The sequence below is a fragment of the Serratia sp. OS31 genome, from assembly GCF_014164835.1.
GTDB classification, from domain to species: domain Bacteria; phylum Pseudomonadota; class Gammaproteobacteria; order Enterobacterales; family Enterobacteriaceae; genus Serratia; species Serratia liquefaciens_A.
The window spans coordinates 1-13919 of record NZ_JACJFQ010000058.1; the positions used below are offsets into that span (position 1 = coordinate 1).

Here is a 13919-nt window from a genome sequence, read left to right on the forward strand (position 1 = left end):
GGCACACGCCAGCCGGTGTATCCTATTATTATTAAATATAAATACATTCTGGATGCGCATAATTGCCCTTAACGGCAGTCAGCGATGACGGGACCACGCTGTTTGAGAAGGAGTACCATCGAAATGAAGTCGCAAAACGATCCTGGCCGATCCAAATCCCGCCACACTGAGTACTCACTGCTTTTCCCCATCGCCGCCCTGGTGGTGTTGAACCTGTGGGGCAGTACCAGCAATTTTCCGCTGATCGTCGGCATTAACATCATTGCCCTGGTCGGTATTCTCAGCAGTGCGTTCAGCGTTGTGCGCCACGCCGACGTGCTGGCTCACCGTCTGGGTGAACCCTATGGCTCGCTGATCCTCAGCCTGTCGGTAGTGATCCTGGAAGTGAGCCTGATTTCTGCGCTGATGGCCACCGGCGACGCCGCACCGGCACTGATGCGCGATACGCTTTACTCCATCATTATGATTGTCAGCGCCGGTCTGGTGGGCTTCGCTTTATTGCTGGGCGGCCGCAAATTCGCCACCCAATACGTCAATCTGGGCGGTATCAAACAGTATCTGATGGCGATTTTCCCGCTGGCGGTGATCGTACTGGTGTTCCCAAGTGCGCTGCCGGGCGGCAACTTCAGCACCGGGCAGGCGCTGCTGGTCGCGGTGATTTCCGCCGCCATGTACGGCGTGTTCCTGGTGATCCAGACCAAAACCCACCAAAGCCTGTTTGTCTACGAGCACGAAGATGACGACGGTGACCCGCACCACGGCAAACCTTCTTCGCACAGCAGTGCCTGGCATGCCGGCTGGCTGGTGGTGCATTTGATTGCGGTAATAGCCGTGACCAAGTTCAACGCCAACCCGTTGGAAGGTTTGTTGACCAAGGTGAATGCCCCTGCGCAGTTTACCGGCTTCCTGGTCGCGCTGTTGATCCTGTCGCCAGAAGGCCTAGGGGCATTGCGTGCGGTGTTGAACAATCAGGTTCAGCGTGCGATGAACCTGTTCTTCGGCTCGGTACTGGCTACCATTTCCCTGACGGTGCCGGCGGTAACCATCATCGCCACCCTGACCGGTCAAACGCTGATCTTCGGCCTGCAGACGCCGCATATCGTCGTGATGCTGACCGTGTTGCTGCTGTGCCAGTTGTCATTCTCGACCGGCAGAACCAACGTGCTGAACGGCACCGCGCACCTGGCGCTGTTTGCTGCCTACATGATGACTATTTTTGCCTGATTAGCCGGAGGGCGCTTTCACAGCGCCCTCCCTCTTTAAATCGCGAAAAAAATACCCGCCGCTATACCGCCAAACAAAATCCATTTAATGATGTAGTACCCGGTTCGGTTCCACGCCTTCAGCCGTTTCCCCACCTTGCGTACCGCATAGATATACTTGAACAACTTGTTGACGCCACCGGTGCGATCGCCCTCTTCATTGGGTGCGGTGGCCGCGCTCATCAGGTTGCGCCCCAGCCAGTGGTTAATGCCCTGTGCCCAACGAAAACGCATCGGTCGCTCAATATCGCAAAACAGAATCAACCGGTTCTGCCCACTCTGGTTTTCGGCGTAATGCAGGTAGGTTTCGTCGAACATCACTGCCTCACCATCGCGCCAGCTGTAACGTTCGCCATCCACTTCGATAAAGCAACGGTCGTCGTTCGGTGTGATCAGCCCCAAATGGTAACGCAGTGAACCAGCGTAGGGATCGCGGTGGCGTGGCAGACGGCTGCCATCCGGCAGTTCGGCAAACATCGCCGCCTTCACCGAAGGTAGACTGCGCAACAGTGCGGTAGTCTGCGGACACAGGCTCATCGCCGACGGGTGGTTGTCTTCATACCATTTCAAATAGAAACGCTTCCAGCCGGTTTTAAAGAACGAATTGAAACCGGCGTCATTATATTGGTCCGAGGCTTTAATCTGCTGGATCGCCATTAACTGCCGGCCTTCATCGCGGATGCTTTGCCAGTTATCCCGCAGCGCCTGCAATTCCGGGAATTGTTCCGGCTGCAGGTAGGGCGTGGTCGGCACGCGTGAAAACAGATACATGAAAACGTTCAGCGGAGCGGTAAATGTGGAATGATCGGAGAGCTGCCGCCAGAAGGTGTAACGCACCCGCCCACGGTAATGGACGTACACAACACATAAAATAAATAGGAGTAAAATAATGTATTTCATGATTGAACCGCATTGAAGATCCCAATACCTTGCACGCCCATCCGGCGTGCACCCCAGATATTTCCTTTAGGCGAATAAGCCGCTGCGCCCGTCTGGAACACCCCTAAGCATTAACGCTAAACCAACAAAAATCTATACAAAAAACCACAATAGTTTACACAAAGGCTAAACAAGCCGGCTTTATCCGTGGCAAGCGTTGGCTATCCGTCAGTCTCTTGACTCGCGCCCAGAGCCGGTGACTGTGCTCATCTTCCGGGTTAGATACGAAAGTCTGTGATTAAAAAAATAAGCGGGCATTTCAGGCATGGGCGATTAACGACATCCGTGATTCGCTCCAGAATAATAAATAACTAACTTGATTTTGATCAGTGTGCGGCAATTCAACCATGATTAACTCAGGGAGCCTGATTAACCCCAAGGCAAGTCATTAAACAATAATAAAAACAAATAATACGTATGGAATATATCATGAAAAATATATCTGACATCAGAATGAATCGCCGAACCCTGTTAAAAGGACTTGGCGTGATTGGGCTGGCCAGCATATCGCCCTGCGTATTTTCTATGGCAATGGATAAGGGCAAACCTCTCCCCCGAGTGCGCCTCAAACTCAGTGACTACCAGACGTTTCGTTCAACCTGTGCGATGGAGTGTTTGCATTGTAATTTAACGGCTTATGTCTATCAGGGGGAAATTAAAAAAATAGAGGCCAGCAAAGATTTTAACGTCAAATGCTGCCTGCGTGGCATCAGCCGGACCAAATGGGTTTATCACCAACAGCGGGTTAAAACGCCTTTGCTTCGGGTGGGGGAAAAAGGTGAAGGGAAATTCAAACCCATATCCTGGGATGAAGCGCTCGATCTGGTTGAGCTTAATATTCGTAATACCCTCGCCAGTCACGGTAATAAAGGCCTGTTAATTTCAAGCCATGCCGGGAATATGGATTCCATTAAAAACGACATGGGGAAAGCCTTCTTTGATTACCTCGGCGGGGCGACAAAACGATCCGGTTCCTTATGCTGTTCTGCGGTGACCGCCGCCATGATCCCGATGCTTGGCCTGCGCTATGCGGACATGCGAGACACCATTGCCGACAGCCACTACATTCTGTGCTGGGGCAATAATCCGGCCGTGACCATGCAGGCCTATTTCAAAGAATATATTAAGGCGCAGGAAAGAGGCGGGCGCCTGGTGGTGATCGATCCCCGTTTTAACGAAACCGCCGCCAAAGCCGATGAGTGGATCCCTATCGTTCCCGGCACCGACACCGCCCTGGCGTTGGGGATGATCAAAATCATCATCGATGAACAGCGCTACGATACCGACTTCCTGCGGCAACACACCGGGGCGGTTTATCTGGTGAACCGCCAGCAAAAACAGCTGCGAGAAGATGCGCAGGACAAAGAAAGCTATCTGGTGTACGACACCCTAAGCCGCCGTCTGGTGCGCCATGACACACCCGCCATCGTCCCGGCGCTGACCCAGGCAGAATTGCCTGCCAATGCCGCTTATACCACGGTATTTGAACTGATCCGCCAGGAGTCGGCTCCCTGGAGCGTCGAGAAAGTGGCGGCGGAAACCGACATCCCGGCGGCCACCCTGCTCCGTTTGGCGCGGGAATATGCCAGCAATACACCTTCGATGATCGTGCAGAACATGTCCGGCGCTCAGCGTACAGAATTCGGCACCTACGTGGCGGCCAGCCAGTTTTATCTGGCGCTGCTGACCGGCAATATGGGCAAAGCCGGTGGCGGAGTCTGCGACGCGGGCGGCGCCAAACAAATGATGAAGTTCAGTCCGCCGCTGCCCCCGGCGCCCAACGTACAAAAAATTCCACCGATACCGGTCGCCAAAACCGGCGAGTGGATTGTCAACGATCGCCCTCACCCGATTAACTTTTGGTGGATCATGACCATGGGCGCGCTGACCCAGTTGCCCAACACCAATATGGTAAAGAAGGCCCTGAAGAAGGTGCCGTTTGTCGTCGTGGCCGATAACCTGATGAGTTCCACCACGCTGTATGCCGATCTGGTGTTGCCGGTCACCACCATCTTTGAAGATCTCAGCCTGATGGCCGGCGTTCGCAGCCACTATGTTCAACTGATGGAAAAAGCGGTAGAACCGGTGGCAGAGGCCAAACCGGATTACTGGATTTTTGCCCGACTGGCGGAGCGTTTCGGCTTCGGCGAGGTGTTTAACCAGCCGATCGAGCACTATATAGAAAACTGTCTGGCCGGAACCGGCCTCACTATCGAACAGCTGCGTAAAGGGCCGATTAAACCGGCACCCACGCCCTGGATCCCGTTCGAAAACGGTATTTTCCGCACGCCGACCCAAAAGGCCCACTTCTTTATCGAAGAGTGGCAGAAGAAAGATTTCCCACCGATTGTGACCTATATGCAGGTGAAAGAGTCGCCGAAAGGCTCCCCGGAACTGGCGAGCCAATACCCCTTAATGGCCGTTCAACGCAAGCTGGCCCGCAGCATCCACTCCAGCCACGGTATGAATGAATGGATCCTCGAGGTGCAGCGCAATCAGCCTAACATCATGATCCACCCGGATGATGCAGCCAGCCGCCATATCAGGAACGGCGAATGGGCGATTGCTTTCAATCACCGTGGTGAACACCGGGCATTGGCCGTGGTGACGCGTCAAATCAAACGCGGCGTGGTGTGCCTGGATAATGGCTGGTGGGAACAGCAAGGAGGCAGCAGCAGCCACGTCACCAACGACCATGCGGAAGTTTTGGGCAACGGTCATTGCTGTAACAGCACCCTGGTCGACGTCCGGGCGGAGGTATAATCATGGTCAGACAATATGAATTTTTAGTCGATATGCGCGGCTGTTATGGCTGCAAAACCTGCTCAATGGCCTGCAAATCTGAAAATGACACCCCGGCCGGCGTGCTGTGGCGGCGGGTCAGAGAATTTCACTTTGACGACCCGAACGCGATGGCGTTTATTTCGATGTCGTGCAACCACTGCGACGATCCGCAGTGCATGAAGGTATGCCCGGCGGATACCTACAGCAAGCGGCCTGACGGCATTGTCGTGCAAGATCATGACAAATGCATTGGTTGCCGAATGTGCATTATGGCTTGCCCTTATAATGCGCCGGTGTTTGATCCCGTCGAAGGAAAAACCAGTAAGTGCAACCTTTGCGCTGAACGCCTGGATGAAGGGCTGCTGCCCCGCTGCGTCGCATCCTGCCCGGCCGGCGTGCTGCAGTTTGGCGATATAGACGAACTGCGCGCTCGCCACTCCGCTGACCTGGCGCGTATCGAGACCCGCTACTCGCTGCCGGACCATCGAATCAGTCAGCCCAATGTCGTCATTATTCCCGCCGGTGATAAGGAATAACCCATGTCTGAATATGAACTTCCCTTGGTCTTTTTTACCGTGTTTTGTCAGTGGGCGGTCGGCACGATCGTAGCCATCACGGCATTGATTCTGGCGCAGCCAAGCTGGCTGAGCGACGAAAAGCGCTTTAATGTCCTGCGGCAGCTGGCGTTAGGGATTGTGGCAATCAATATCCTCGGCTCCGTGTTGTCGCTGCTGCATTTGGGTTCCCCCACCGGCGCCTATCGAGCCATTCTGGGAGTCGGCCATTCCTGGCTCAGCCGGGAAGTTATCGCCTTCTCCTTGCTGAACGCGGTGGTCGTTTGCTGGACCGCCATGGTGTTTCGCTTTAACTCAAACCCCAGGCTGATTCGCCAGGTCAGCCTGCTGGCATCGGGCGCTGGTGTGGCTGCGATCCTGGTTTCCGCACAGGTTTATTACCAGATGGCGAACCACCCTCTATGGCACACGCCGCTCACCCACCTCAGTTTTATCGCCACGGCCCTGCTGCTGGGGTTTACCACACTTGGGCTGCGGCTCAGCGTGTTCAATACGGCTCAAAACGAGCACGAACGGTGGCTCCCCGTCGTGTTGCCGGCAGGCATTTTCTGCGGCGTGATGCTGATGCTGGTCGTAATCCTGGGCTACAGCACCGGGTTCACCCAGCAAGGAAAAATGCTGGCCAGCGCCGTCACCGTTTTTGGCTTGGGTTTGATGGGGTGGCTTATTTTTGGCGCACTGATTACCGGCAGCGGATTGGCGGCCTATCTGTACCAACGGCCGATATTGAACGCTGGCATCGCGAGTGCACTGATGCTGACCCTGCTCTCGGCCTGTATTGGTGGCCGGATGCTGTTTTACGCCGGCGTCATGAGCCAGTACCCTTGGTTTTGATGTTCGGGCAGCGCTGATATTCAAGGCAACAAAAAGGCCGCCGAGGCGGCCTTTTGTGAACAGGCAGGTGTTAACTGTAGGCGTTCAACGTACGCTGGCACAGGGCGGAGCGGACGCAGTCTTGTTTATCAAAGCGGATGATGCCGATCATTTCATCCTCTTCGAAGCGCTCCATCGCATCGCTGAGGCCGGACTTCACGCCGCGCGGCAGGTCGCATTGGGTGATGTCACCATTGACGATAACCGTGACGTTCTCACCCAGACGGGTCAGGAACATCTTCATTTGGCTGGCGGTAACGTTCTGGGCTTCATCCAGAATAACCACCGCATTTTCGAAAGTACGCCCGCGCATATAGGCGAAAGGCGCGATCTCCACCTTGCCGATTTCCGGGCGCAGGCAGTATTGCATAAAGGACGATCCTAAACGGCGCACCAGAATGTCATACACCGGACGGAAATAAGGGGCGAATTTCTCAGAGATATCCCCAGGCAAGAAACCGAGGTCTTCATCCGCCTGCAGAACCGGACGAGTAACGATAATCCGATCCACTTCTTTATGTATTAGAGCTTCTGCCGCTTTCGCAGCGCTGATAAATGTTTTGCCGCAGCCGGCTTCACCGGTGGCAAATATCAACTGCTTCTTGTCTATGGCTATTAAGTAATGACCCTGAGCTTCGGTTCGAGCCAGAATGGGGGAGCTATCGCGCTTGTCACGTGCCATGCCGATAGACTCAACACCACCCATTTGTACCAGCGAGGTTACGGACTCTTCTTCCAGCTGGCGATGACTACGAGCGTCACGACGAATAACGCGTTTCGCTTCACGACGTGCTTTGATCACTGCTTTTTGTCTCATAGTGGCACCTTACAGTTTGTTTCACCTACCGCAACGGCCTGGCCGTGCGATTATGTTTCACATACAGATGCGGGTTTGGCTCCCTTTTGAGCCGACGATAGCCAATAGAAAAAGTGAATATCCAACGGGCTTTTGGGCACGCCGATTTTTCACGGGATAACGCGATGGGGTAATTAGACCTGGGGTAAAAAGTGACAAAAATTTGTGATAACGGGAGTGCGGTCTGGTCAGAAAAAGAGAGTCGGAGAGAGTGCCCTCGTTACAACGAGTCATCAGGGAAGAACTGTTATTTTTTCTTTCTAGCCCAACCAAGGACTTTACCATTAGCGATCCCCGCAGTGTTATTTACAGCTTCGAGCTGTGCACCGTGTGAAAACTACCGCCAGATGATTACAGTATAATGACATTCAAACCGCGCGCGTTGCTAAAATGTAAAAAAATTTAATCTTTTTTGTTTTTAGACGCCACAAGAACACTATATCACGCCGATTCCGTCATTCAATATAATTTTTATTCAATTAAATATCATATGGTTACGATTAAAACCCTTGAATGACATTTCGGTTTCCTGATTAAATTTTAAACAAACAAAACCGGCACTTCTCTGTCAATTTATAAATAAAAAAGGCGGGAAAGCTCCCGCCCTGCCGTTCATTGATTACGCCGGTAACTTCCCTGGCGGTTACTCGAAGGTATAAGAAACGCTCACCCCACCGCCCCAGTTTCTTCCCGGAGCCGGTTCGTAGTAACGGCCATTGCCTTCATTGACGATCACCGACCCCACGTATTGGCGGTCAAACAGGTTATCCACCCGGCCGAAAACATTCAGCATCCAGTTTCCCATTGGATAACGATAGCCGGTGTTTAAACCCACGGTGGTATAGGCCGGAGCCTGTTCAGTGTTGGCATCATTAACTTCGATATCGCTCATGTAACGCACCTCCGCACCGGCATACCACCCTTCCGGCGGAGACCAGGCCAACGACGCATAGCCCATATTGCGCGCTATGCCTGGCATGCGGTTGCCGCTTGGCACCTTATTGGCTTCTGAACACTGGCTGTCGCCGCACACATCTTCGCGGTAACGCGCGTCTAACAGCGTCCAGGCCAACTGCACTCGCCAATCGTAGGCGAATTGCTGATCCAGCGCCAATTCCAGCCCGCGTCGGCGGGTCTGCCCGGCGTTTTTGTAGCTGGTGCGACCGTTGCTGCTTTCATCCACCACAATTTCGTTGCGGGTGTCGGTCTGGAATACTGCGGCGGTCAACAGACCGTTACCAATGCGCGTTTTACTGCCCAACTCCACCGTGTCGCTGGTCGAAGGCTGTAAACCAAAGTTAAGCCCGGCCTGATCGCCGGAGCGGTACGACAGCTCGTTAATGGTCGGTGTTTCAAACCCGCGTCCGGCGGACAGATACAGGTTCCAGCCGCTCATTACCGCGTAGTTCAAGGATCCGGCCGGCAACCATTTATGGTAGCTAGCGTTACCGCTGTCATCGCCGTTGCTGCCGGTCACGTAGTGGTCGTTGGAGTCGAAATTGACGGTGCTGTAGCGCATGCCGGCATCCAGCGTCAGTTTTTGCGTCAACTGCCACGAACTTTGCAGATAGGGATCCAGGTTCCACATCAGGTTGCGCTCATTGCGGCGCAGCGCCCCCTGGGTGCCCAACTCGGTTACGCCGTTAACCTGGGTAAAGTTTTCATAGCCTTTACGCTGCTCGGTCATGGTTTCATAGTCCAACCCGCCGGTCAGGGTATAGGGAACGCCCAGCTCGCCGCGGTGCGTCCAGCGAGTATCAATCCCCTGATAATGGCGCGTCAGATCAATCACCCCGCCAGGATGCTGGGCGCTACGCTGCTGCACCGCGACCGGGATTGACTGGTACTGGGTGGTTTCGCGCTCACCGGCGTACATCATGATGCTCAGGTCGTCATCGGCCCCCATCTGGCGCTCATAGTGCAACCCGGCCTGGGTCTGCGAAGTGCTTTTACGGGTGTTGTACTGGTCGGCACGCGGTGCCTGGCGCGGATTATCGTGCCATTCCGCGTTCGTCAGGCCACCCGGATCATTGGCGTGGATATCGACGCTGTTAAACAACAACGTCAGGGTGCTGACGTCGTCGATACGAACGCCCAGCTTGGCATTGCCAAGGTTTTTCTGCGCACCGCTGTGATCGCGAAAGCCCTGAGTCGTAAACCGGGTGCCGGAAATGGTGTAGTTAACGTCGCCGGCGTGGGTACCGTCGCCGGTCGCCCCGGTCGCCTTGACGCCATAACGCCAGGTGCCGTAACTGCCAAAGTACGAACTGGCTTCAAGGCGCGCAGGTTGCTGGCCGGTTTCGGTTTCCACATTCACCATGCCGCCGGACGCATTGCCGTAGAGGGCAGAAAACGGCCCGCGCAGCACCTCCACCTTTTCCACCGAGTTAAGGTCAATGTTCGACGTCTGGCCCTGACCATCCGGCATGGTGGCCGGGATACCGTCGACATAAATACGCACACCGCGCACCCCATACATTGAGCGTGCGCCAAAGCCCCGCACCGAAAGTTGCAGATCCTGCGCATAGTTCTGGCGGTTCTGAATTTGCAGGCCGGGCACGCTGCCCAAACTTTCCGACAGGTTGATCTGCGGCCTGGCCTCACGGATTTGATCGCCATTCACCACGCTGACGGCAGCCGGGGTGGACAGTTCGGATAGGCCGCTGCGTTTGGCCGTGACCACCATGGTCTGTTCGCTATCCTTGTCCTGCGCCAGGGCGCAGACAGGCAGTAAGGCAGGGATAACCAGAGCTGAAACCGCCAACCGGTTTTTATGAGTGCTTTTCATCAGGAGAATGCCGTTAAAGGGATCGGAGAATATGAACCATTTGGAACGTTATGGCCAATATGTTAATGCTTTTAACAAAAAATGAAAATAGTTAGCCTAATTAAAGACGGAGCTCTCGATTTCGCAAGCTCAGGGTTGATTTTAATTAACGGCTGTTGGTTCAAAAATAAGGCGGGGAAAACCCGCCTGGTGAAGTGAGGCTCAGGCTTTCAGCAAGCCGCTGGCCAGATAGTCGTTGCTGTCTTTGACCCCTGGCAGCGCAAAGAAGTAACCGCCGCCGATAGGTTTGACGTACTCTTCCAGCGCCTCGCCGTTCAGACGTTTTTGCACCGTCAGGAAGCCTTTCTCCAAATCGGCCTGGTAGCACACGAACAGCAGCCCCATTTCCAACTGGCCGGAGTTGGACACGCCGATCGAATAGCTGTAACCCCGGCGCAGCAACAAATTACTCTGAGTTTGCGGCGTGCGCGGGTTTGCCAGGCGGATATGCGCATCCATCGGGATCATCTTCCCTTCGGGATCCTTCTCATAGTCCGGCTCGTCGTGTTCATGCTTCATGCCGAGCGGCGCACCGCTGTGCTTTTCGCGGCCGAAGATGGTTTGCTGCTCCTGCAACGGAGTGCGATCCCAGAACTCCACGTGGAAACGGATAATACGCGCGGCCTGATAGCTGCCGCCCACCGCCCATGCCGGTTCCCCGGCGTTATCAGCCACCCACACCACCTGATCCATCAACGGTTTATCGTCGGTTTTCGGGTTGGCGGTGCCGTCTTTAAAGCCCAGCAGGTTGATTGGCGTCTCTTTACCTTTGCTGCGTGCGGCGTGGGCGGAGATAAACCCTTCCCGCTTCCAGCGCACGCTGAGCAGATCCGGCGAATGCTTGATGATGTCACGCAGTGCGTGGATCACGGTTTCATTGGTATTGGCGCAAATCTGCAACACCAAATCGCCGTGGCACAGGCTGGCATCCAGCGAGTCGTTGGGAAAACGCGTCATCTTTTGCAGCCGCAACGGCTTGTGCGGCTGCAGGCCGAAACGCTCGTCAAACAGCGAAGTGCCGACCGATACGGTGATGGTCAGGTTATCCGGATAGATCTCCGGCCCCATGATGCCCGAATCAAGCGGTGGCAGCTTGGGATCCACTTCCGGGGCTTTGCCGCCGGTGGTCAAAAACGCAATGCGATTGGTCAGCAGCCGAAACAGCCGTTCCAAATCCTGCTTGTTGCTGGCCAGCACGTCAAAGGCAACCAGCATCATCGCCGCTTGCTGCGGCGTGAGGATCCCGGCCTGGTGCGCGCCGTAGAACGGCTGCTTCTGCCAGCGTTCATCCTTAGCCACCGCCAGCGGTTCTGCGGTTTTATCTGCCGCCTGGGTCAGACGACTGCCGCCCAACGCCAGTACGCCCAGCCCCAATCCCTGCAATAAACGACGGCGCGACGGTGACGCCGCGCTCTGCGTTTGTGGATGCGGCCCGTTTTCCGGGCCGATCTTGTTACTCATGATGCTTTGCCTCAGTCCAGACCCAGAACGCCACGCAGCTGTGACAAATCTTCCGCCAGGGTGGTGATTGGCCCTTTCATGGCGTTGCGATCGGCATCGGTCAGCTTCTCGTAAGACTCATAGCCATCCTGGGTTTTGTATTTCGCCAAAATGGTATCAACGGTTTTAAAGTTGGCGTCGATCTTGTCCAGCAACGGCTTGTTGGCCTTGACCAACAGCGGGCGCAGCAGGTTAACGATTTTTTGCGCGCCGTCTACGTTGGCTTGGAAGTCCCACAGGTCGGTGCGGCTGTAGCGGTCTTCTTCACCGCTGATTTTGCTCGCCGCCACTTCTTCGATCAGGCCGGCTGCGCCGCCCACCACCTTACTTGGCGGGAAGGTCAGGTCGGTCACGCGTTTTTGCAGCTCAAGGGTGTCCTTGTACAGCTGATCGGCGTATTTGCTCATGTCTTTGGTGGTGTTGTCGGCAAACAGCGCTTTCTCCAGGCGGTGGAAACCGGTGAACTTCGGATCTTCCGCTTTTTTCTCGTAGTCGTCTTCGCGGGCGTCGATACTGCCGTCCAAATCGGAGAACAGCTCGGCGATCGGCTCAATTCGCTCGTAATGCTGACGCGTCGGCGCATAGAGTTTACGCGCTTCTGCCACGTTGCCGGCCTTCACGGCATCGGTGAACAGCTTGGTCTGTTTAACCAGCCCTTCGACCTCTTTGGTCACGTAGACTTTGTATTCGGCAATCGGCCCAACCAAATCCATGGCGTTCGGTTTGCCGTCGCTGGCAGCACCGGCCGCCGCGCTCACGGTCAGTTTGCCTTTCGGATTGCTGAGCAGCCCACAGGTCATGTCGTATTCGCCCGCTTCCAGATTGGCGGTCATCTTCTGGGTGAAGCCCGGCGCGATGTTTTCACGCTCTTCCACCACCATCACCCCTTTCAGGATTTCCCACTCCACGTTTTTCTGGCTGGTGTTGTGCACCACAAACTGGGTTTTACCGGCCGGCACCGTCAGTTGCATCGGCTCGCACTGTTTGTCGTTAACGGTGATCTTTACCTGCGGCACGTCCGCCGCCAGGGCATCAATGCTCAGCGCGAACGCCGGGAGTGCCAGTAATGCTGCGTGCAAAGCCTTGCGGCGGAATAACGGAGTAGACATACAAGATTCCCTATTAAATTAATGATTGATTTTACGTTGCGCCGAAACCGCTACCGGTTCCGCACGCTGCGGCAGGAAAAAGAAAATCAGTGCTGGGATCAAATACAAGAAGTAGACCGCCACTTCGCTTACCGTTGGCGTTTCCTGGTAGCCGAAGATGCCTTCGAGCAGGGTACCAAACAGGGAGTGTGTCGACAGATGGTTGCTGAGATCAAACGCGATGTCCTGGAAGTGGTTCCACAACCCGGCTTCGTGGAAGGCGCGGATCGCCCCGGCGGCCAAGCCAGCGGCAACGAACAGGATAAACAGGCTGGTCCATTTGAAGAATTTGGCCAGGTGCAGCTTCACGCCGCCCCAGTAAATCATCATGCCCAGTACAATGGCGGCCACCAGGCCAAGCACCGCACCTATCGGGGCTTCAATCCCCACGTCTTGCTGGAAAGCCGCCAGCAGGAAAAATACCGACTCCAGCCCTTCGCGGGCCACGGCAAAAAACACCATCGCCACCAGCGCCCAGCCCTGACCTTTGCCGGAATTGAGCGCATTGTCGATGGCGCCTTCCAGATGCACCTTGACCGATTTGGAGACCTTACGCATCCAGAACACCATATAGGTCAGGATCAACACCGCTACCACCGCGACAATGCCCTCGAACAGCTCTTGCTGCTTTTGCGGGAATTCGCCGGTGGTTTCATTGATGAAGATTCCAAGCGCCAGGCACAGGGCGGCGGCAACAATCACCCCTATCCATACCACGCCTAACCATTGACCCCGCTGCGTGCGTTTCAGGTAGCTGGCAATCAGGCTGACGATCAACGCCGCCTCCAGCCCCTCACGGAACATGATAAGGAAGGGAACAAACATAAGTAATAACCCCTAAAAAGGCAGCTGCTGCGAAGCGCCCGCACGTCAGAAATGACGGCAGCGCCAATGTAAAGAAAAGTAAAACTCAACGATAGTGATTATCATTCTGGCTGGCAGAAATACAAGAGCCCCAAGGGTGATTTTTTCTAATCAAATGTCGCCAGTTGTTTCCGCAAGATGACGAAAAAACTGGGAAGCTGACAATAAAAAAGGCGCCTTAAGCGTAATGCCGGTCACTTAAGGTGACCGGCATTGTTTTTTATAGGATATTTTCGTTTCAATGATTTCAGTTCCCGGGGATACCTGCGCTCCCTTCGACCTGGTAGCACC

10 protein-coding genes are annotated in these 13919 nt (G+C 54.9%); 4 read left to right on the forward strand and 6 right to left on the reverse strand.

The features are described 5' to 3' along the window. The first annotated feature begins 123 nt into the window (after positions 1 to 123). Positions 124 to 1224 (forward strand): sodium-potassium/proton antiporter ChaA, encoded by a 1101-nt coding sequence (gene chaA, locus H5P17_RS25525; protein WP_020827472.1) that lies wholly within the window; start codon positions 124 to 126, stop codon positions 1222 to 1224. Positions 1225 to 1259: 35 nt separating this feature from the next. Here chaA and lpxO read toward each other — a convergent pair whose 3' ends face one another. Continuing rightward, positions 1260 to 2162 (reverse strand): lipid A hydroxylase LpxO, encoded by a 903-nt coding sequence (gene lpxO, locus H5P17_RS25530; protein WP_020827473.1) that lies wholly within the window; start codon positions 2160 to 2162, stop codon positions 1260 to 1262. 468 nt (positions 2163 to 2630) lie between these two features. Between lpxO and H5P17_RS25535 the strand changes: the two genes are divergently transcribed. From H5P17_RS25535 to H5P17_RS25545, 3 genes are read left to right on the forward strand one after another with little or no spacing between them, the layout of a single operon-like run. Further along, positions 2631 to 4964, forward strand: coding sequence for a molybdopterin-dependent oxidoreductase (locus H5P17_RS25535; protein ID WP_182825812.1), 2334 nt, complete (start codon positions 2631 to 2633; stop codon positions 4962 to 4964). A 2-nt stretch (positions 4965 to 4966) separates the two neighbouring features. Next, entirely contained in the window at positions 4967 to 5521 is a 555-nt protein-coding gene (locus tag H5P17_RS25540) for a 4Fe-4S dicluster domain-containing protein (protein WP_182825813.1), read from the forward strand. Between the two features lie 3 nt (positions 5522 to 5524). Continuing rightward, complete coding sequence (locus tag H5P17_RS25545; RefSeq protein ID WP_182825814.1) at positions 5525 to 6394, forward strand: DmsC/YnfH family molybdoenzyme membrane anchor subunit; 870 nt, start codon at positions 5525 to 5527, stop codon at positions 6392 to 6394. A gap of 70 nt (positions 6395 to 6464) precedes the next feature. Here H5P17_RS25545 and phoH read toward each other — a convergent pair whose 3' ends face one another. The 5 genes from phoH to efeU form a co-directional block, all read right to left on the reverse strand. Further along, positions 6465 to 7250 carry a phosphate starvation-inducible protein PhoH gene (gene phoH / locus H5P17_RS25550; RefSeq protein WP_020827477.1) on the reverse strand — a complete coding sequence of 262 codons (786 nt, stop codon included), beginning with the start codon at positions 7248 to 7250 and terminating at the stop codon, positions 6465 to 6467. A gap of 682 nt (positions 7251 to 7932) precedes the next feature. Further along, the gene (pqqU, locus tag H5P17_RS25555; protein WP_044552023.1) at positions 7933 to 10077 is read right to left on the reverse strand and encodes a TonB-dependent receptor PqqU; all 2145 of its coding nucleotides are present in this window, start codon (positions 10075 to 10077) and stop codon (positions 7933 to 7935) included. Between the two features lie 201 nt (positions 10078 to 10278). Next, positions 10279 to 11577: an iron uptake transporter deferrochelatase/peroxidase subunit gene (gene efeB / locus H5P17_RS25560; protein WP_182825815.1), complete on the reverse strand. Its 1299-nt coding sequence runs from the start codon at positions 11575 to 11577 to the stop codon at positions 10279 to 10281. An 11-nt stretch (positions 11578 to 11588) separates the two neighbouring features. Continuing rightward, positions 11589 to 12725 carry an iron uptake system protein EfeO gene (efeO, locus tag H5P17_RS25565; protein WP_182825816.1) on the reverse strand — a complete coding sequence of 379 codons (1137 nt, stop codon included), beginning with the start codon at positions 12723 to 12725 and terminating at the stop codon, positions 11589 to 11591. Positions 12726 to 12743: 18 nt separating this feature from the next. Further along, positions 12744 to 13589 (reverse strand): iron uptake transporter permease EfeU, encoded by an 846-nt coding sequence (efeU, locus tag H5P17_RS25570; RefSeq protein ID WP_044552026.1) that lies wholly within the window; start codon positions 13587 to 13589, stop codon positions 12744 to 12746. Positions 13590 to 13919: the final 330 nt, after the last annotated feature.